The sequence below is a fragment of the Saccharopolyspora dendranthemae genome, assembly GCF_007829955.1.
Lineage (GTDB): Bacteria > Actinomycetota > Actinomycetes > Mycobacteriales > Pseudonocardiaceae > Saccharopolyspora > Saccharopolyspora dendranthemae.
Window position 1 is genome coordinate 203,101 of sequence record NZ_VIWX01000003.1, and the last position, 18,501, is coordinate 221,601.

Below are 18,501 nucleotides of genomic sequence, written 5' to 3' on the forward strand. Positions count from 1 at the left end.
TCAGTACGCGAAGGACAGGGCGTCGTCGTCGGATCCCGGCTTCTTCTCCGGCGGCATCACCGCCGCGAAACCGCCGCGCGCGAACCGGATCATCAGGAACACCTCCACGACCAGCAGCACCCCGTACAGGGCTGTCAGGCTGATCACGGAGGTCAGCATCTCGCCGGGCGTGACGCCGGAGGACACGGCGGAGGCGGTGTACATGAACACACCGTCCACACCCGAGGGGTTCGGGTTGGGCGCGACGACGAACGGCTGGCGACCCATCTCGGTGAACACCCAGCCCGCGACGTTGCCCGCGAACGGGGCGCCGATGCCCAGCAGCGCCAGCGGCGCCCACAGCTTGCCCTTCGGGAAGCGCTGCTTGCGGGTCAGCCACAGCACCACCACGCCGCCGAGCGCGGCCAGCCCGCCGAAGCCGATCATGAACCGGAATCCCCAGTAGGTCACCGGGAGCAGCGGCTGGTAGTCGATCGGCTGGCCCGCGTACTCGCCCAGCCGCGGGTCGTCCGGGTAGTGGGTGCCGTAGAGCTCCTGGTAGCGCGGGAGGAGCTCGTTGACCCCGTCGACCTCGCTGGTGAAGTCCCCCTCCGCGAGGTAGGACAGGATGTAGGGCACGGTCAGGCTCTTGACGTCCTCGCAGTTGGGGCTCCGGACGTCGCCGATCGCGAAGATCGAGAAGCTGGCCGGGGCTTCGCTGTGGCACAGCGCTTCGGCGGAGGCCATCTTCATGGGTTGCTGGTCGAACATCAGCTTGCCCTGAACATCGCCGCTGATCGCGAGGCCGGCGAAGGCGAACACGGCCACCCAGGCACCGAGCCGCATCGACCCGTGCCAGGTCCGCCGGTCCTCCTCGTCGACGGCTTCCCCGGTCTTGCCGGCCTGCTTGCGCTGCCGGACGATCTGCCAGGCCGCGATGCCGATGAGGAACCCGCCCGCCACGGCGAAGCACCCGAAGATCGTGTGCGGGAACGCGGCCAGAACGGTGGAGTTGGTCAGCACCGCCCAGATCGAGATCAGCTCGGGCTTGCCCTCGACCATCCGGATGCCGACGGGGTGCTGCATCCAGGAGTTGGCGGCCAGGATGAAGTACGCCGAGAGCACGGTGGCCAGCGAGAACGCCCACGCGCAGGCCAGGTGCACGCCCTTGGACAGCTTGTCCCAGCCGAAGATCCACAGGCCGAGGAAGGTCGACTCGACGAAGAACGCCAGCAGGCCCTCCATCGCCAGCGGTGCGCCGAAGACGTCGCCGACGAAGCGCGAGTAGGAGCTCCAGGCCATGCCGAACTGGAACTCCTGCACGATCCCGGTGACCACCCCCATGGCGAAGTTGATCAGCATCAACTTGCCCCAGAACTTGGTCATCTTCAGGTATCGGCGGTTCCCGGTGCGGTACCAGGCCGTCTGCATCCCGGCGACCAGGACCGCCAGTCCGATGGTCAGCGGCACCATCAGGAAGTGGTAGACGGTCGTGATCCCGAACTGCCAGCGCGCGATGTCGAGCAGATCCACAACACCACACTGCCGCGCGCTCGCCCGCGCGCGCAGAGGCAAGGGCCCCCAATCGCCCGGTCGAGCGTCCCGGTTCACGCAGGACCAAGGTCCTCGTCGACGCAGCGCGATCCGGACGCCCGTCCGGGCCGGTGCATCCGAACGATCAGGTGGCCGGCCCGGTGCGGACCGTCAGCGCAGCGCTTCGGCCACGGCCTCCGCCGTCTCCACGACCATCGGACCGATCTCGTCGGCGGCGATCGGTTGCAGCGCCACCACTCCGACGCTGGCGCGCAGACCCGGGACCCCGCGCACCGGCGCCGCCACGCCGAACGCGCCCTGCTGCAGGTCACCGCTGCTGGAGATCCACCGGGGAGCGCCGACCGGCAGGTCGACGGCGCGTCCGGCGGCGCCGCGCTGGATGGGATGACGCGTGCCCACGCGGTACGACACGTGATAGCTGGTCCAGGACGGTTCGACGACCGCGACGGCCTGGGCCTCGCTGCCGTCGGCAACCGTCAGGTGCGCCGTCGCGCCCACCTTCTCCGCGAGCCCGCGCAGCGCGGGCGTGCAGGCGACGCGCAGCTGCGGCAGGACCCGTCCCGCCAACCACAGCACGCCCAAGCCCAACCGGACCCGAGATCCTTCGCGGCGCACCAGGCCGCGGCTCTGCAACGGCCCGAGCAGCCGGTACACCGCCGCGCGGCTCACCCCGATCCGGGCGGCCAGATCGCTGATCGTCGGCGCTTCGCTCTCCGCGTCGGCCACCGCTTGCAGCAGGCTCAGCCCGCGCTCGAGCGTCAGCGAGCTCTCCTTGGTGCTCGCAGGCACCTCGTGCGGCAGGCGCGGGGCGGCGTGGGCCGGATCGGGTTGAGCCATCGCGTCACCTCCGAGCCGCCGCGAGCACCGTGCCGGTCACCTCGCCGAGCCCGACGACGGAACCGCCGGGACCCGGTGCGCTGCCGCTCAGTGTCACGCGGTCGCCGTCCTGGAGGAAGGTCCGCTGCTCGCCGTCGGAGAGGGTGATCGGGTCCGATCCGCCCCAGGTCAGCTCCAGCAGGCAGCCGCGCTGATCGCGTTCGGGCCCGGACACGGTGCCGGAGGCGAACAGGTCTCCCGGCCGGGCCGGGGCTCCGCCCACGGTCATGTGCGCCAGTTGCTGAGCGGGCGACCAGTACATGTCGGCGAACCTCGGCCGCGACAGCGACGTCTCGTTGCAGCGCACCTCGAGCCGCAGGTCGAGACCCCACGACTCGTCCTCCACGAGGTAGGGCTGCAGCGGCTGCTCCGGCGCCGGGACCGGGACCCTGGCGTGCTCGAAGGCCTCCAGCGGCGTGATCCAGCCCGCGATGGAGGTCGCGAAGGACTTGGCCAGGAACGGTCCGAGCGGCTTGGACTCCCAGCTCTGGACGTCGCGCGCCGACCAGTCGTTGACCAGCGCCACGCCGAAGACGTGATCGGCGAACTCGGAGGTGGGGATCTGCGCCGCGGCCTCACCGCCGCAGACGAACCCGACCTCGGCCTCGAAGTCCAGCCTGCGGGTCGGGCCGAACGCCGGGTGCGCGTCACCGGCGGCCTTGCGCTGCCCGCTGGGGCGGTGGACGTCGGTGCCCGAGACCCGGACCGTGCCGGAACGACCGTGGTAGGCGACCGGCAGGTGGGTCCAGTTCTCCGGCAGCGGGGCCGAACCCCGCGCCATGATGCGGCCGGCGTTCTCCGCGTGGTGCCGGGAGGCGAAGAAGTCGACGTAGTCGCCGACGGTGAACGGCATCGACAGCGTGTGCCAGTCGGTGCGCACCAGCTCGGCACCGGCGGGGGCCCGGTCGGCGGTCACGATGCCGACGAGCCGTTCCCGCAGTTCGCGCCAGGCGTCCCTGCCTGCTGCGAGGAGCGGGTCGAGGGAGTGGCCGGACACGAGGTCGGCCAGCCGAGGACCGAGTTCGCCTGCGATGCCGCGCAGCGGCAGGGCGTGCCGCCCGACGCGCACCGCGATCACCGGGCCGTTGCCCGTGACCAGCACCCCGTACGGGAGGGTCTGCGGGCCGAACGGCTTGTCCGGGGCGAACTCCGCGTCCTCGATCCAGCTCAAAGCAACCCCAATCCTTCCAGTTCGGCGACGGGGTCCTTCAGCGAGCACGAGCCGTGCGAGGCGAAGACGTCGCGCACCGCGTTGGCCGCGTCGTCGGACAGCGAGCGAGCCTCCTCGGCCAGCGCGGCGCCGTCGGTGCTTTCCAACGCCGCCCGCACATCCTTCCCGGAAAGGGACCGCGCGGTCGCGACGAGCAGGTTGAGGAAACCGTGATGGGTGAACCCGGTCTCCGGATCCGCGCCTCGAACCGCCGCGTGCAGGCCGGTGGTGGCCTTGAACGGCACGTCCAGCGAACCGGCGACGGCGAGGAACTCGGCGACCTCGTCGACGGTCGGCACGGCTTCCGCGGTCTGTCCGCCGGTGCGCAGCTTCGGCCAGCAGCCGTGACCGGCGACGCGGCGGATGCCGTCGAGCCATCCCTCGCCGCCGCGGCGCGGCTCGACGACCCGGGTGATGTCCTCGGGCACGAACTCCGAGACGCGCTCCAGCCAGATGTCGTCGACGTCGGAGGGCGCGGGCATCTCGACCATCCGCAGCGCGAGCAGCTCCTGCCGGCCCTCGATGATCGACAGCGCCTTGGGCACCCCGCCCAGACCGGTGTCGCAGACCAGCGACAGCGGAACCGGGGAGGAGGGCTTGGCCTTGGCCAGCTCGGTGATCAGCTCGGCGAGCCGGGACGCCTGGCACAGCATCGGCCCGAAGAGACCGGCGAACTCACCGGCCCGCGCGTCCAGGTGCTCGGCGACCGCCTGCGGCACCGGAGTGGCCACCTCCTCGCGGTTCCCGGGCGGGAAGAGCGCGGCGTCATCGACCAGTCGGGCGAACAGGGGTGGGATGCCGCGCGGACCTGGCGCGCGAAGCTCAACAGCGCTTGACACGTGGGACACGCTAGTGCCGTTGCGCCCAGTGAACAAAGATGCCCGAATAACGGACGTCTGACCGGGTCATATGTGCCTCCCGACGACGGGTTTGGCCGACATCATGCACCCCTGCGTAGTCAGAGCATCCACCACCCGGGTGGATCGGCCCGAACACCACCCGCATGGCCCCCGCTCACTACTCCGGTCAGCTCCCCGCTCGACCGTCGCACCTGGTAGTAAGGGCGTTGAATCGCGCGGGAAGTCCGTGAAATCCGTGATCCGCTCACCGGGTCGGGGGCTTTCGCCGCGCACCAGCTTAAGTTAGGCTTGCCTAAGTTGGAGGTGAGCAGGTGGGCGAGAAGACGATCCGCAGGCCGGCCCGGCCCAGTGTCGCGGAACGAGCCAGGAGCATTGCCAAACGTGGCGGAAAAGCGGCGCTGCTGCCGTCCGGCGAGGTCTCGGCCCGCGTGGCTCCCTTGCTGCACCACGTGCACTCGGACGGCAGCGCCGCGGTGCTGCTCGCGGACGACCACCCGCTGATCGCGGCCACCTGGCACGCGCCGCGCGGGGAGCTCGCCGCCGTCATCGAGGTCACCGACCCCACCCCGGTGCGACTCCGCGAACCGGTCCGCGGACTGCTGTGGCTCACCGGCTGGTTGCGGCTGCTCGATGCCGAGGAAGCGCACCACGAGGTGCTGTCGATCGTCGACGACAGGCCGGACCCGCGGCTGCTGGACGCCGGCCACGGCGCCCGCGTGCTGCGGCTCGAGTCCGCGTCGATCGTGCTGGCCGACGCGGAGGGCACGGATTCGGTGGACCCCACCGAGTTCCAGGCCGCGACCCCGGACCCGTTCTGCACCTTCGAGGACGACTGGCTCCGGCACCTGGAGCTCTCGCACCGCGACGTCGTCGGCCTGCTCGCCCGGCACCTGCCGGAGCAGTTGCGCGGCGGGCACATCCGCCCCCTCGGGCTGGACCGCTACGGCCTGCGGCTGCGCGTCGAGTCCTCCGACGGCGATCACGACGTCCGGCTCGGCTTCTCGCGCCCGGCCGACACCACCGAGCGCCTCGGCTTCGAACTCCGCCGCCTCGTCGGCTGCCCCTTCCTGGCTCAACAACGCAAAGGCTCGTGACCTCGGCACTTCCCAGTTTTAGTCCAAACCGAGCCATGATCATGTCCGAAATGTCCGCTCAGTTATGACTAAAACTGGGACCTGGTGGGTGTCGTTGCTTCAGGTGTGGGACTCAGCCCGCACCGCCGCGGGTTCTCACACGTCGTCTGGATGAGTACGCCGCGACGCCGTGTATTGGCATACAAAAGGAGTGGCGCACGGAGTCCAGACGGCGTGTGAGGTTCCGCCACCCGCACCGCCAAGCAAAGTGATACTGCAATCATCCCAAAAACTGGGACCTGGTCAGGAGAGTTCGTCCGAGAACCAGGTCGCGGCGCGGGTGATCCGGCCGTGGCGGAAGCGCAGCGACCCGTCGTCGCCGCCCAGCAGGACGGCTTCGGCGACCTGGGTCTGGCGGGTCACCAGCCACAGGAAGGCGTGCGCCACCGACCACGCCTGCCCCGCGCGGAGACCGTCGGAGAAGCGGACCTGCAGACCTCCCGGATCCGCGAACCGCAGCTCCACCAGCACGCCGTTGCGGATCCCGAAGAAGTCGGTGGCGCCCAGCGCGCAGTTGATCGAGTCGAACTCGCGGACCTCCCGGAGCACGCGCATCGCGAGCGCGGGCAGCGTCTCTGCCACGGGCTCCGCGTCCTGCGTGCCCCACACGTAAACGTCCACGCCACCCCTCCGGCGTCGGCGACCACTCCTGCGACGGGAGGCGGACCTCCTTCGGTTCCCTCCGGAACCGCTTCCCCTCTTCGCCAGGTGCGTCAGGCCTCCGGCGGCACCGCCCGTTGCGGGTACGGTTCGTCCGGTGAGCACCCTGCGCGCCTGGCTGAGCCCTACACGCCCCGCTGAGCCCGCGGAGTTCACCGATCCGGCGGAACGCAAGGCGATCGGCATCGAGCTGATCGTGGTGTTCGCCGTGACCCTGGGGATGTCCGGGCTGCAGAGCCTGATCTCGTTGCTCGACGCGCTCCTGCAACCGACGCCGCTGGCCCAGCAGCAGGTCGCGATCAACCAGCCGCAGGCGGGCCTCGGGCTGCTGGACATGCTGGCCCAGCTGGTCAACGTGCTGCGGCTCGTGTCCTGGGGCGCGCTGGGCGCGTTCCTGCTGTGGCGCGGCGGGATGGCGCTGTGGCGGATCGGCCTGGACCGCACCCGGCCGGGCGGCGACGCGCTGCGCGGCGCCGGGCTCGCCGCGCTGATCGGGATCCCCGGCCTCGGGCTGTACCTGCTCGCGCACGCGCTGGGCCTGAGCCTGACCGTGCAACCGTCGACGCTGACCGACGCGTGGTGGCGGGCACCGGTTCTGGCGCTCGCGGCGTTCGGCAACGCCTTCGCCGAGGAGGTCCTGGTCGTCGGCTACGTGCTGACCCGGTTGCGGCAGCTCGGCTGGGGCGAGAACCGGTCGCTGTGGCTGGCGGCGGTGCTGCGCGGCAGCTACCACCTCTACCAGGGCTTCGGCGGCTTCGTGGGCAACGTCGTGATGGGCCTGGTCTACGGCCGGATCTGGCAGCGCACCAACCGGCTGGTCCCGCTGATCGTCGGGCACGCGCTGATCGATGTCGTCGCGTTCGTCGGCTACTCGGCGCTGCGCGGTCACGTCGGCTGGCTCCCGTGAACTTGGAATCCCGCACTGGACGCAACGAACCGATCGTTCAGCGCTAGGGAAAGTTAACGTTCCATCGAAATCAAGCGTGATCAGCGACGGTTACGTTCGTCCGGGCTAGGCTCCGAGCTGTGACTCGACCGCACGTCCAGAGCGAAGTCGGACCGCTGAACTCGGTGGTGCTGCACCGGCCCGGTTCCGAGCTCAAGCGCCTCACCCCGCGCAACACCGACCAGTTGCTGTTCGACGCGATCCCCTGGGTCGATCGGGCGCAGGAGGAGCACGACGCCTTCGCCGAGGTGCTGCGCGGGCGCGGCACCGAGGTGCTGCTCCTGCGCGACCTGCTGACCGAGGCGCTCGCCGACCCCCGAGCTCGCGCCGCCGCGGTGCACGCCGGCCTCGACGAGCTCAAGCTCGGCACCGACGTGGCGGACTCGTTGCGCTCGCACCTCTCGGGCGTCCCCGACCGGGCGCTGACCGAGGTGCTCATCGGCGGGATGACCTTCGAGGAACTGCCCGAGGCCGACGGCGGTTCGCTGGTGCGCCGGATGCACCAGCCGCACGACTTCGCCATCGAGCCGCTGCCGAACCTGCTGTTCACGCGCGACTCGTCGGTGTGGATCGGCGACCGGGTGGCCATCGCGGCGCTGGCGATGCCCGCCCGGCGGCGGGAGTCGGCGATCACCGACCTGATCTACGCCTACCACCCGCGGTTCTCGCACGCGGCGCGCGCGTACGGCGCGCACTCGGCGCCCGTGGAGGGCGGGGACGTGCTGCTGCTGGCACCGGGAGTGGTCGCGATCGGCGTCGGCGAGCGCACCACTCCGGCCGGTGCCGAATCGCTCGCCCGCTCGATGTTCGCCGACGACCTGGCCCACACGGTGCTGGCCGTTCCGATCGAGCAGACGCGCGCGTCGATGCACCTGGACACCGTGTGCACGATGGTCGACCGCGACGCGGTGGTGATGTACCCGGCGATCCAGCACTCGCTGCACGCCTACGCGCTGCGCCCCAAGGACGGCGAGCTCGACGTGTCCGGCCCGCAGCCCTTCCTGGACGCGGCGGCGGAGGCGATGGGCATCGACCGGCTCCGGGTCATCGACACCGGGCTCGACCCCGTCACCGCCGAGCGCGAGCAGTGGGAGGACGGCAACAACACGCTCGCGCTGGCGCCCGGCGCGGTGGTGGCCTACGAGCGCAACGCCGAGACCAACGCCCGGCTGGAGGACGCGGGCATCGAGGTGCTGCGGATCAGGGGTTCGGAACTGGGTTCCGGCCGGGGTGGTCCGCGGTGCATGTCGTGCCCGATCAGCCGCGCGCCGCTGGCCGAATCAGGAATCACCGCCACCTGATCGGGCGAACATTGTCGAGTGTGACCGAGAACAAGTGGAAAGATCTGCGACGGCCCGATCGAGCGCGGTCTCGCCCGCGCGCGGAGAACGAATCCGCAACCTTTCGCGTTTCCGCTAGTAGCAGGCCCGCTACCAGCGGAAACGCCAAGGCATGGCTTGGCTTGATTAATTGAGGCAAACCTATCTTCACGGCCTGAATAACTAAGGCTACCCATATCATAATTAGGTTTGCCTGGAATGTAACTGGACCAATTCAAAGTTATATTGATGCCATGGCTGTCACCGCGAAGAAGATTCAGCACAAGGAATCGCAGTTCGAACACCTGCTGCAGGGACAGGTCAAGAACGAGTTCACCGCCTCGCAGCAGTACATCGCGGTCGCGGTCTGGTTCGACGACAGTGATCTGCCGCAGCTGGCCTCGCACTTCTACAAGCAGGCGCTGGAAGAGCGCAACCACGGCATGATGATCGTCCAGTACCTGATGGACAACGGCGTCAAGCCGCACATCCCGGCGATCGAGCAGGTTCGCAACGACTTCTCCGAGACCCGGGAGCTGGTCGCGCTCGCCCTGGAGCAGGAGCGCGAGGTCACCCGCGAGATCGAGACGCTGGCCAAGACCGCCCGCGACGAGGGCAACTACATCGGCGAGCAGTTCATGCAGTGGTTCCTCAAGGAGCAGGTCGAGGAGGTCGCCTCGATGTCCACGCTGCTCAACGTCGTGGACCGCTCCAACGGCAACCTCTTCGACGTCGAGACCTTCCTCGCCCGCGAGTCGGTGGGCGACGAGGGTGCCGACGCCACCGCGCCCAAGGCGGCCGGCGGCGCTCTCTGAGCGAGCGATGCCGAGCGGTCTGACCGCTCGAAGGCGACATCACCCCGGGCGGCTCAGCCGCTCGGGGTGATGTGCATTTCGCTCGGCGGGCTCTGCTCGGACGGACCCGGCTGCTGCTGCGAGGTCTCCGGGTCGGGCTGCTGCTGCGAGGTCTCCGGGTCCACCGTCTGCGACGGGGCCGTGCGCAGGATCGACGGGTCGAACGACTCGCTCGTCGAGGGCACCGGTTCGTGCGGGTTCGTCCGCTGCCCCGGTGTGCCCGGAGTCGAGTGCGGCGGGACGAGGTGCCCGGTGTGCGGAGCAGGTGCGGACCCGCTCGGCGGGAGCGGCGGCGGCACGTTCGGACCCGGCTGCTGGACCACGGGCGGCCGCGCCGGCGGCAGCGGCCCCGAGTCCTGGTTGACGAGGGCCACTCCCCCGCCCACCAGCAGCACCGATCCGATCGCCGCGACGGTGGCGGCCAGCATCCCGTTGCGCTGCCGCCGGCGACGCGCGGCGGCGACCAGCGACCACTCGGCACCGGTGCGGACCGGGACGTCCAGTCGGTCGTCGCCCAGCAGGCGCTGCAGCTCTCGGTCCAGATCCATCACACGTCACCTCCCTCGAGGGCATCGCCGAGCCGCTTCCGCAAGGACGTGAGCGCCTTGCTCGCCTGGCTCTTCACCGTTCCGCAGCTGACGCCGAGGGTGTCGGCGATCTCCAGTTCGGAAAGACCTTCGTAGTAACGCAGCACGACCACCGCGCGTTGCCTCGGCGGCAGATCGCGCAGCGCCTGCCACACCGGCTCGTTCTCCAGGCGGTCCTGCTGGGGGATCGCGGGCACGTCGGGGAACTCGGCCAGCAGGGTCTCGCGGCGGGTGCGGCGCCAGCGGCTGATGTGCGCGTTCGCCATCGCCTTGCGCACGTAGGCGGTGGGGTCCTCGGTGGTGCGGCTGATCTTGCTCCAGCGCGCGCCGACCTTCTCCAGCACGGTCTGCACCAGGTCGGCGGCGTCGTGCGGATTCCCGGTGAGGGCGTGGCCGTAACGCATCAGTCCAGGCAGAGCCACCCGGACGAACTCGGCGAAATCGTCTTCTGTCGCAGCCATGTCCCCCCGGCGCGCCCGCCCAACAGGTACTCCGGACGCCTCGGCAGCGGCCGGCACGGCAGGCGAGTGCGCGGTCACCCCTCCACCCCCTAGACGCCGGGTACCACTGTGGTGGGATACGCAGCCCGCCGCCAGTCCGTTGCCCCGGGCAACCGCGATCACCCGAACGGAGCAGGTGGCGGGCGAAGTCCGTTCGCGACCGGGGCCGCCGGGGAACGCTCAGGCTCCCCGGCTCAGCGCACCCCGGTCAGCGGATGGTGATCTGACGACCCCTGAGACCGTCCCGCGCGCGGCGTTCGGTACTGGTCAGGGGCTCGTCGTCGAGGGAGGCGACAGCGTCGTCGATGCGGTCGCCCAGAGCGGCGGCCGGCTCGTCCCACTCGCGGGCGTGCAGCTCGCGGTCGAGGTCCCAGACCGGGACCAGCAGGCCGTGCGCGCGGAACGAGCCCGCGTAGCGGCTCTCCTCGCCCAGGGCGAGCTCGCCGCGCGCCGACAGCCGGGCCAGCGCGGCCAGCAGCTTCTCCTCCGGCTCCGGGCGGACCCAGCGCAGGTGCGCCTTCTCGCCCGCGTCGACCCAGTAGGCGGAGGTCACGCGCTCGCCCCGGAGGCGGTCGGTGGGCATGATCGCGGCGTTGGCCCGCTCCAGCGACAGCGCGACCTCGCCGGTCGGGTCCACGTCCTCGGGCAGCCACCAGCCGAAGTCCGAGTGCAGCTCGACGTCCAGCGCGGCTTCCGGGTCGATCAGGTCCTGCAGGCGCGCCGGCACGGTGCCCGTCTCGGCGGTCTCCGGCCCGACGACCGACAGCGACTGCCCGGTCTCGGCCTCCTGGACCCATTCGATCGCGCGGGCCAGGTCGCGGCTGATGTCACCGGAGTGGGTCTGCACCTGCAGGCCCACGAAACGCACACCGTCGTTGCGGTGCAGCGCGGCAGCGGCCATCGGCAGCACGGTCGCGAGGGTGATCTCCGAGCCGTCGCGCATCGGCAGCTTCGCGATCGCCGACGGGACGAACTCGCGCAGCGCGACCAGCTCGCACTCGGCGGCCAGGCCCTCGAACGGCCGGGTCACGATCACGTCCGCGGCGCCACCGGCCTTGCCGTGGCAGGCCTTGTAGCGCTTGCCCGAACCGCACGGGCAGGGCTGGCGGGGACCGACGGCGCCTTCTGGCTGGGCTGGCTTCGTCGCGGCTCGCTTCGACACGGCTGATCCAATCGCTGGCGGTGACTACCCCGTGACGCTACCGAAGCGGGCTCGATCGGGATCAGCCAGGTGGAACCGGGTCGCCTCCGGCGAGTTGGTCGCGATGTGGCGAACGCCCGCGCGTCGGCACAGGTCGATGTCGTCAGGTTCGTCGACCGTCCAGCAGTAGGTGTCGCGGCCCAGCGCGGCAGCGCGAGCGACGAATCCGGGGTCCTCGCGCAGCAGCCGCACGTCCGGTCCGGCCAGGTCCGCCCACGGCGGCAGCACCCCGCCCCGGCGGACCCCGGTGAAGCGGGAGAACAGCAGGACCGTCGGCACCCGGGGCGCGGCCTCCTTGAAGCGGCGGACCGCGGCGGACGCGAAGGACATCATGAACACCGGCGAGTCCGCCTGCTCGCCCGGCGCGGCCAGGCCGTGCCGCGCCAGCAGCGCGACGAGCTTGTGCTCCACCAGTCCCCCGTAGCGGACCGGGTGCTTGGTCTCGACGAACAGCCTCGTCGGACGCGGGTTCGCGCGCACCATGCCGAGCAGCTCGTCGAGGGTGAGCACGCCGTACTCGGCGGCGGAACGGCCGAAGTCCACTTCGGACATCGCTGCGATGGTCAGCGCGCTGACCACGCCCCGGCCGGTGGAGGTCCGGTCGATGCGCCGGTCGTGGACGCAGACGAGGTGCCCGTCCTGGGTGACCCGGACATCGCACTCCAGGGCGTCCGCGCCCTGCTCCAGCGCGAGCTCGTAGGCGGACCGGGTGTGCTCGGCGCGGTGCGCCGAGGCGCCCCGGTGCGCGACGACCTCAGGGAATTCCGCCACACCGCCAGTATCCGGACCGGACGCGGGCACCGCCGTCACTTGTGACCCACTTCAGCGGCGGGCCGTGTCCGGACGCGCGGCGCGCTGCGGTGGCGGCGCGGCGCGGACCGCGTGCACCCGCATCAGGCTCAGGTCGGCCGGGTCGGGCGGCAGCAGCAGTCGCATGAAGTGGTCGATGAGCAGAGCGGTCACCACCGCCAGGGCCGTGACCAGCGCGTTGTTGACCGCGTGCAGCACGACGCCGTCGGCCAGCGCCTGGACCCCGTCGCGGAACGTCCAGCCGAAGGTGAGCAGGCCGACCACCGCGGTCGCCGCCCACAGCGCCCACCAGAACCGGACCAGGAGGCTCGGCGACGGTCGCGCGCCCTTCTCCCGGTCGCCCTCGGCGACCAGCAGGGAGTGCTCGAGCTCGGCGACCGCCGACCCGGGGATCAGCAGGTTCAGCCCGGGGACCAGGACGCCTGCCACGACCTGCCAGTCCGGCCGGGCGCTGCGGACACCGATCCGCTCGGTCGCCGCGAGCCGCGCCCGCAGGCCCCAGAGCACCACGAGCACTCCGGTCAGCACGCCCATCAGCACCAGGATCAGCCCGGTGGTGCCCACCAGGGCGTCCGAGATCGCCAGCACCGTGCGCGAGAGCGCATCACCCCTGCTGAGCAGCAGCAGGACGTAGCGCCACACCTCGGCGACGGTCGCCAGCGCGCCGACTCCGGCGGTCACCCACAGCGCCGCGATGGCGGTGCCGCCGGTCGCGCCCGCTCGTTCGGCGTGGTCGACGGGGCCGTGCGTGGGCAGCGCCAGCGGCCAGCGCCAGGCCAGCAGCGGGAAGCCCCAGCGCGGAGGCGCCGGATACGAGGGCGGGCCGGTGTAGGGCCGCGGCCGGCGGGCCTGCCGGGCGCGGCGCGGACCGCCGGGCGGAGTGGCGATCCACTCCGTCCGGTCGGGCTGGGGCTGATCGGTCACAGCACGTACGGCTCGCCGTCGGAATCACCGGACACCATCGGTCGGCCGATGCTCGACCAGCCGTGCATGCCCCGCTCGACGTTGACGGCGTCCCAGCCGTTGGCGTTGAGGTAGGCGGTGACCTTCGCGGAGCGGCCGCCGGACCGGCACACCACGTAGACCTGATCCGCCTCGGGGATGTCGTCGAGGCGGTCGATGATCTTGCTCATCGGGATGTGCACGGCTTCGGGGGCGTGCCCGGCCTGCCACTCGTCGTCCTCGCGGACGTCCAGCAGCACGCTGTTCGACGACAGGTTCTCGGGCAGTTCTTCCGGCTGAACGCGGGGGACCTGTCCAGGGGGTGGAGTAGTCACACCCCGATGCTGCCACGTCGCACGTGTTCCCGACGTGAGGGTGCGCCCAGTTTTAGTCATAACTGAGCCGACAATTCGGACATGATCATGGCTCGGTTTGGACTAAAACTGGGACCTGGTGCGATGGGAAGGGCCCCGGACCTGGTGTTGGTCCGGGGCCCCTCGGGATGGGTGGATCAGGTCAGTGCTGGACCGCCTTCTCCGAGCCCGCACCCGTGAGGGAGCGGACCTCCATCTCCGCGTACTTCTTGCCGCCGTTCTCGTCCTTGCTCAGGATCGTTCCGAGGTAGCCGAGCAGGAAGGACAGCGGGATCGACACCAGACCCGGGTTCTTCAGAGGGAACAGCGCGAAGTCCATCGACGGGAACATCGCTTCCTCACCACCGGAGACCGCGGGCGAGAAGACGATCAGCACGATGGTGATCGCCAGACCACCGTAGATGCTGAACAGCGCGCCCGTGGTGTTGAACCGCTTCCAGAAAAGCGAGTACAGCAGGGTCGGCAGGTTCGCCGACGCGGCGACGGCGAAGGCCAGCGCGACCAGGAAGGCCACGTTCTGCCCGTTGGCCGCGATACCGCCGAGGATCGACACGATGCCGATGACCACCGCGGTGATCCGCGCGACGCGGACCTCCTGCTGCTTGTCGTCGACCTGCCCCTTCTTGATCACGTTCGCGTAGATGTCGTGCGCGAACGAGGCCGAGGCCGTGATCGTCAGACCGGCCACCACCGCGAGGATCGTCGCGAAGGCGACCGCGGAGATGAAGCCCAGCAGCAGCGGGCCGCCCAGGTAGGAGGCCAGCAGCGGAGCCGCCGAGTTCACGCCGCCGGGGGCGTCCTTGATCGCGTCCGGGCCCACCAGCGCACCGGCGCCGTAACCGAGGACCAGGGTGAACAGGTAGAACAGGCCGATCAGCCAGATCGCCCAGACCACCGAACGACGCGCTTCCTTGGCGGTCGGCACGGTGTAGAAGCGCATCAGCACGTGCGGCAGGCCCGCGGTGCCGAGCACCAGGGCGATGCCCAGCGAGATGAAGTCGAGCTTGCTCGTCTCCGTCTTGCCGTACTGGGCGCCCGGGTTGAGCACCTTGTCCCCTGCGACCTCGGCCGCGTGGCCGAGCAGGCCGGAGAGGTTGAACCCGTAGATGCCCAGGACCCACAGCGTCATCACGAAGGCGCCGGCGATCAGCAGGGCCGCCTTGATGATCTGCACCCAGGTCGTGCCGCGCATGCCGCCGACCAGGACGTAGAGGATCATCAGCGCGCCGACCACGGCGATCACGATGGCCTGTCCGCCCTTGTCGGTGATGCCCAGCAGCAGCGCGATGAGCCCACCCGCACCGGCCATCTGGGCCAGCAGGTAGAAGAAGCTCACCACCAGCGTGGACAGCGAGGCCGCCGTGCGCACCGGACGCTCGCGCATCCGGAAGCTGAGCACGTCGCCCATCGTGTAGCGGCCGGTGTTGCGCAGCAGCTCGGCGACCAGCAGCAGCGCGACGAGCCACGCGACCAGGAAGCCGATGGAGTAGAGGAAGCCGTCGTACCCGTTGACCGCGATGGCTCCCGCGATGCCGAGGAACGACGCCGCGGACAGGTAGTCACCGGAGATCGCGATGCCGTTCTGCGGCCCGCTGAAGGCGTGCCCGGCGGCGTAGTAGTCCGACGCGGTCTTGGTGTTCCGGCTCGCGCGGAACACGATCACCATCGTGACCGCGACGAAGATCGCGAAGATGCCGATGTTCAGCAACGAGTTGCCACCGGCGGGCGCGTCCTGCGCGAGCGGCTGGGTGGCGGTCATCGCTTGGAACGTGCTCACTTGCCGCCTCCCTCAACGTCTTCCCGGATCTTCTCGGCAACCGGGTCCAGGTTCTTGTTGGCGTAGCGGACGTACCAGGTCGTGATCGCGAAGGTGGACACGAACTGCAGCAGGCCGAGAACCAGTCCGACGTTGATGTTGCCGACCAGCTTGATGCTCATGAAGCCGTGCGCGTAGTCGGCGAGCAGCACGTACACCAGGTACCAGACCAGGAATAACGCCGATACGGGAAATACGAAGTTGCGCAGTCTTTTGCGCAGTTGGGCGAATTCGGGGCTGCTTTGCGCAGCGGCCCAGGTTTCGGCGTCAATACCGGACCCGGACCCGTTTTGGTCCGTGGCGCTCACGGCTCTCCTTCCACAAAGAAAGGCCCAGCCTCGCGTAATCGCCAAGCGTGAGCCTGAATCACACAACGCCGGAACGCTACGGAATCCGACGCTCCGGTGGGTAGGCCCGTTGGGAGTACGGGTGCTAACGATCGAGTGAAGGTTGACTGCTCAACATGCGGCAGTGAATTGCGGCGAATGGGAAGGTTTTCATTCCAACGGAGTATTGATCGTCTTCCTATTGTCGAATTTTATCGACAGAAAGTAACTGATTGCCGAGGCAATGACACGTTCGGACGCGCGGAATCCGCAGCGGAGGAATTGATCCCGGAATCCTCAGCGCTCGTGGCGGCCCTGACGTGGCCCCGATTCGGCGGTCGGCCTGCTGTCCACGAAGCCCAACCGGTCCGGAGCGTGCAGCCGCAGCATCAGCCGCGAGACACCGCTCGGCACGCGGGACCGGGTGGCCAGGCTGACCAGGTAGGTCACCGCGAACGCCAGCGGCACCGTGACCAGCGCCGGCTGCTGGGCGAGCTGCGACCACCAGCCACCATCGGCGAAGTACGAGCTCAGAGCCGAGATCAGCACCAGCGATCCGCCGGTCAGCATGCCCCACGCGGCGCCGGCGGCGGTCAGCCCGCGCCACCAGATGCCCAGCACCAGGACCGGGCAGAACGTCGACGCCGCCATCGCGAAGGCCAGCCCGACGCTGCGCGCGATGTCGTGGTCGTCCACCGCCAGGGCCAGCACCACCGGGACCGCGCACGAGAGCACCGCCGCCGAGCCGAACCGCATCGTCCTGCCCCACAGCACGTCTCGCGACGACAGCACCCCGGCGAGGCTCATCACCAGGCCGGAAGAGGTGGACAAGAACGCGGCGAACGCACCCGCCGCGGTGATCGCGGCCAGCACTCCGCCGACCCAGTTGCCCAGCATCGCGTGCGGCAGCAGCAGCACCGCGGCATCGGTCCGGCCGGTGACCAGCAGTTGCGGCACGTAGAGCCGCGACAGCAGCCCGAAGATCGTGGGGAACAGGTAGAACGCGCCCAGCAGTCCCAGAACGTAGAGCGCGGTCCGGCGCGCTCCGGTGCCGGAGGGGTTGGCGTAGAAGCGCGCCAGGACGTGCGGCAGGCCCATCGTGCCCAGGAAGGTCGCGATGAGCACGGAGTAGGTCTCCAGCACTCCGGGGAGCCCGTCCTGCTGCGGTCGCAGCCAGCTCTCGTTGTCCGCAGCCGAGCCGGTCACCACCGGAACCGCGGCTCCGGCCGGGAAGCGCAGCTCGCTGCCCGCCCGCACCGGGTGCTGCCCCGGCTGCAGGTACACCGCACCCGGCGCCCCCGAGCCCTCCGCGGAGGTCATCCAGACCGGTTCGCCGACCTCCAGCGTCACGTCGGTCTCGACGCGGACCGCGGTGTCCTCCTGGAAGAACGGCGCGTGCGGGTCGTCCAGAGCCTGCCGCTGCTCGCTGACCAGGAACACCATCAGCAGCGCGAACGCGGGCAAGGTGATCGCGAAGAGCTTCACCCAGTACTGGAACGCCTGCACCAGCGTCACCGCGCGCAGCACCCCGCCGACCACGCTGATGTGCACGATCAGCGCGACCACGAGGATCCCGGCCTGGTACTGGAAACCGACGATCGCCGACAGCGCCATCCCGGCCGCCTGCAACTGCGGGACGAGGTACAGCCAGCCGATGACCACGACGACCACCGTGGTCATCGAGCGCAGGCTCAACGAGTTCAGCCGCGCCTCGACGAAGTCCGGCATCGTGTAGGCGCCGGACCGGCGCATGGGCGCCACGACGAACAGCATCAGCGCCAGGTAGCCCGCCGCGAAGCCGATCGGGTACCAGAGCGCATCGACGCCGTCCTTCATCACCAGCCCGGCAACGCCCAGGAACGAGGCGGCCGAGAGGTACTCGCCGGAGATGGCGGCGGCGTTGCGCTCTTCCCGGACGGGCTTGCGGGCGGCGGAGAAATCGGTGGTCCCGGCCGAGCGCGAGCTCCACAGCCCGATGCCCAGCGTCGCGACGACGATTAGCAGCACGCCGCCCAAGGACCACAGATTCGACAACATCTCACCCAGCCACCCGGCTTTTCGAAGAGTCGCGACCACTTTACGCAGAGCGGTCGACGAACCCGAAGCAGCTCACCTGAATTCCGCCGTGCGCACGACGAACTCGCCGCTACTCCTCGAGCATTCCGAGGAAGTCGTCCTCGTTGCGCTCGGCCCTCCTGGTGTACATCAGCCCGACGACCACCAGGAACGGGTACGCCAGCACTCCGAGCAGCAACCACGGCAGCCGGATCCCCAGGACCTCGGCATCACCGGTGGAGGGCACCAGCCAGAACATCAGCGGCAGGCCGAACAGCACGACCGCGACGATCCCGGACAGCCGGAGCGCGGCCCGCAACTGCTTCTCGACGAGGTCCCGGACCAGGCCTTCCAGCGCGCCGGTGCGCTCCTCGACCTCGACGCGGACTCGCGGGACGTGCGGCCCGCGCCGGTCGGCGAGCACGACGCGCTTGCGCCTCGGCCGGGGCGAGTAGTCCCCCAGCCGGGCTCGGACGTCGAAGTTCTCCGGGCTCATCCG

19 protein-coding genes are annotated in these 18,501 nt (G+C 70.0%); 4 read left to right on the forward strand and 15 right to left on the reverse strand.

The window, feature by feature from the left end:
• The 4 genes from FHU35_RS16170 to FHU35_RS16185 all read right to left on the reverse strand — a co-directional run bounded on the left by FHU35_RS16170 (position 1) and on the right by FHU35_RS16185 (position 4,458).
• A complete protein-coding gene (locus FHU35_RS16170; protein WP_145740492.1) occupies positions 1-1,512 on the reverse strand; it encodes a cytochrome ubiquinol oxidase subunit I in 1,512 nt (503 codons plus the stop codon).
• Positions 1,513-1,683: 171 nt separating this feature from the next.
• Entirely contained in the window at positions 1,684-2,370 is a 687-nt protein-coding gene (locus FHU35_RS16175) for an IclR family transcriptional regulator (protein WP_145740494.1), read from the reverse strand.
• Positions 2,371-2,374: 4 nt separating this feature from the next.
• On the reverse strand, positions 2,375-3,580 hold the full coding sequence (locus FHU35_RS16180) for a fumarylacetoacetate hydrolase family protein (protein ID WP_145740496.1): 1,206 nt from the start codon (positions 3,578-3,580) through the stop codon (positions 2,375-2,377).
• Positions 3,577-4,458: a hypothetical protein gene (locus tag FHU35_RS16185; protein ID WP_186459457.1), complete on the reverse strand. Its 882-nt coding sequence runs from the start codon at positions 4,456-4,458 to the stop codon at positions 3,577-3,579. The genes FHU35_RS16180 and FHU35_RS16185 overlap by 4 nt, the downstream gene beginning before the upstream one ends.
• A 332-nt stretch (positions 4,459-4,790) precedes the next feature.
• On the opposite strand from FHU35_RS16185, the gene FHU35_RS16190 reads away from it, so the two are divergent.
• Positions 4,791-5,573, forward strand: a complete 783-nt coding sequence (locus tag FHU35_RS16190; protein WP_145740499.1) for a DUF2470 domain-containing protein — start codon at positions 4,791-4,793, stop codon at positions 5,571-5,573.
• 282 nt (positions 5,574-5,855) lie between these two features.
• Here the strand turns inward: FHU35_RS16190 and FHU35_RS16195 are convergent, their stop codons facing one another.
• A complete protein-coding gene (locus FHU35_RS16195; protein WP_145740502.1) occupies positions 5,856-6,233 on the reverse strand; it encodes a hypothetical protein in 378 nt (125 codons plus the stop codon).
• Between the two features lie 136 nt (positions 6,234-6,369).
• Between FHU35_RS16195 and FHU35_RS16200 the strand changes: the two genes are divergently transcribed.
• The 3 genes from FHU35_RS16200 (at position 6,370) to FHU35_RS16210 (ending at position 9,352) form a co-directional block, all read left to right on the forward strand.
• A complete protein-coding gene (locus tag FHU35_RS16200; protein WP_145740504.1) occupies positions 6,370-7,179 on the forward strand; it encodes a CPBP family intramembrane glutamic endopeptidase in 810 nt (269 codons plus the stop codon).
• Positions 7,180-7,298: 119 nt separating this feature from the next.
• A complete protein-coding gene (locus FHU35_RS16205; protein ID WP_145740506.1) occupies positions 7,299-8,519 on the forward strand; it encodes an arginine deiminase in 1,221 nt (406 codons plus the stop codon).
• A 272-nt stretch (positions 8,520-8,791) separates the two neighbouring features.
• Positions 8,792-9,352 carry a ferritin gene (locus FHU35_RS16210; protein WP_145740508.1) on the forward strand — a complete coding sequence of 187 codons (561 nt, stop codon included), beginning with the start codon at positions 8,792-8,794 and terminating at the stop codon, positions 9,350-9,352.
• Positions 9,353-9,405: 53 nt separating this feature from the next.
• Here the strand turns inward: FHU35_RS16210 and FHU35_RS16215 are convergent, their stop codons facing one another.
• From FHU35_RS16215 to FHU35_RS16260, 10 genes are all read right to left on the reverse strand, one after another.
• On the reverse strand, positions 9,406-9,939 hold the full coding sequence (locus tag FHU35_RS16215) for a hypothetical protein (RefSeq protein WP_145740510.1): 534 nt from the start codon (positions 9,937-9,939) through the stop codon (positions 9,406-9,408).
• Positions 9,939-10,517: a SigE family RNA polymerase sigma factor gene (locus FHU35_RS16220; RefSeq protein ID WP_425474143.1), complete on the reverse strand. Its 579-nt coding sequence runs from the start codon at positions 10,515-10,517 to the stop codon at positions 9,939-9,941. Before FHU35_RS16220 ends, FHU35_RS16215 begins: the two co-directional genes overlap by 1 nt.
• Positions 10,518-10,686: 169 nt before the next feature.
• A complete protein-coding gene (locus FHU35_RS16225) occupies positions 10,687-11,640 on the reverse strand; it encodes a DUF5926 family protein (RefSeq protein WP_145740514.1) in 954 nt (317 codons plus the stop codon).
• A 24-nt stretch (positions 11,641-11,664) separates the two neighbouring features.
• The gene (locus tag FHU35_RS16230; protein WP_145740516.1) at positions 11,665-12,450 is read right to left on the reverse strand and encodes a glycerophosphodiester phosphodiesterase; all 786 of its coding nucleotides are present in this window, start codon (positions 12,448-12,450) and stop codon (positions 11,665-11,667) included.
• 51 nt (positions 12,451-12,501) lie between these two features.
• A complete protein-coding gene (locus FHU35_RS16235) occupies positions 12,502-13,413 on the reverse strand; it encodes a DUF4328 domain-containing protein (RefSeq protein WP_246110353.1) in 912 nt (303 codons plus the stop codon).
• Positions 13,410-13,766, reverse strand: a complete 357-nt coding sequence (locus FHU35_RS16240) for a rhodanese-like domain-containing protein (protein ID WP_425474144.1) — start codon at positions 13,764-13,766, stop codon at positions 13,410-13,412. Before FHU35_RS16240 ends, FHU35_RS16235 begins: the two co-directional genes overlap by 4 nt.
• Positions 13,767-13,947: 181 nt before the next feature.
• On the reverse strand, positions 13,948-15,564 hold the full coding sequence (locus FHU35_RS16245; protein ID WP_145741429.1) for a solute symporter family protein: 1,617 nt from the start codon (positions 15,562-15,564) through the stop codon (positions 13,948-13,950).
• Between the two features lie 14 nt (positions 15,565-15,578).
• Complete coding sequence (locus tag FHU35_RS16250; RefSeq protein ID WP_132626942.1) at positions 15,579-15,893, reverse strand: DUF485 domain-containing protein; 315 nt, start codon at positions 15,891-15,893, stop codon at positions 15,579-15,581.
• Positions 15,894-16,244: 351 nt separating this feature from the next.
• Positions 16,245-17,984, reverse strand: coding sequence for a sodium/solute symporter (locus FHU35_RS16255; protein ID WP_145740519.1), 1,740 nt, complete (start codon positions 17,982-17,984; stop codon positions 16,245-16,247).
• Between the two features lie 109 nt (positions 17,985-18,093).
• Positions 18,094-18,498, reverse strand: coding sequence for a DUF485 domain-containing protein (locus tag FHU35_RS16260; protein WP_145740521.1), 405 nt, complete (start codon positions 18,496-18,498; stop codon positions 18,094-18,096).
• Between the last annotated feature and the right edge of the window lie 3 nt (positions 18,499-18,501).

Coding starts and splice junctions, on each gene's coding strand:
- FHU35_RS16175 (WP_145740494.1), bottom strand. CDS start 2,370: ATGGCTCAACCCGATCCGGCCCACGCCGCCCCGCGCCTGCCGCACGAG.
- FHU35_RS16210 (WP_145740508.1), top strand. CDS start 8,792: ATGGCTGTCACCGCGAAGAAGATTCAGCACAAGGAATCGCAGTTCGAA.
- FHU35_RS16215 (WP_145740510.1), bottom strand. CDS start 9,939: ATGGATCTGGACCGAGAGCTGCAGCGCCTGCTGGGCGACGACCGACTG.
- FHU35_RS16245 (WP_145741429.1), bottom strand. CDS start 15,564: ATGACCGCCACCCAGCCGCTCGCGCAGGACGCGCCCGCCGGTGGCAAC.
- FHU35_RS16255 (WP_145740519.1), bottom strand. CDS start 17,984: ATGTTGTCGAATCTGTGGTCCTTGGGCGGCGTGCTGCTAATCGTCGTC.
- FHU35_RS16260 (WP_145740521.1), bottom strand. CDS start 18,498: ATGAGCCCGGAGAACTTCGACGTCCGAGCCCGGCTGGGGGACTACTCG.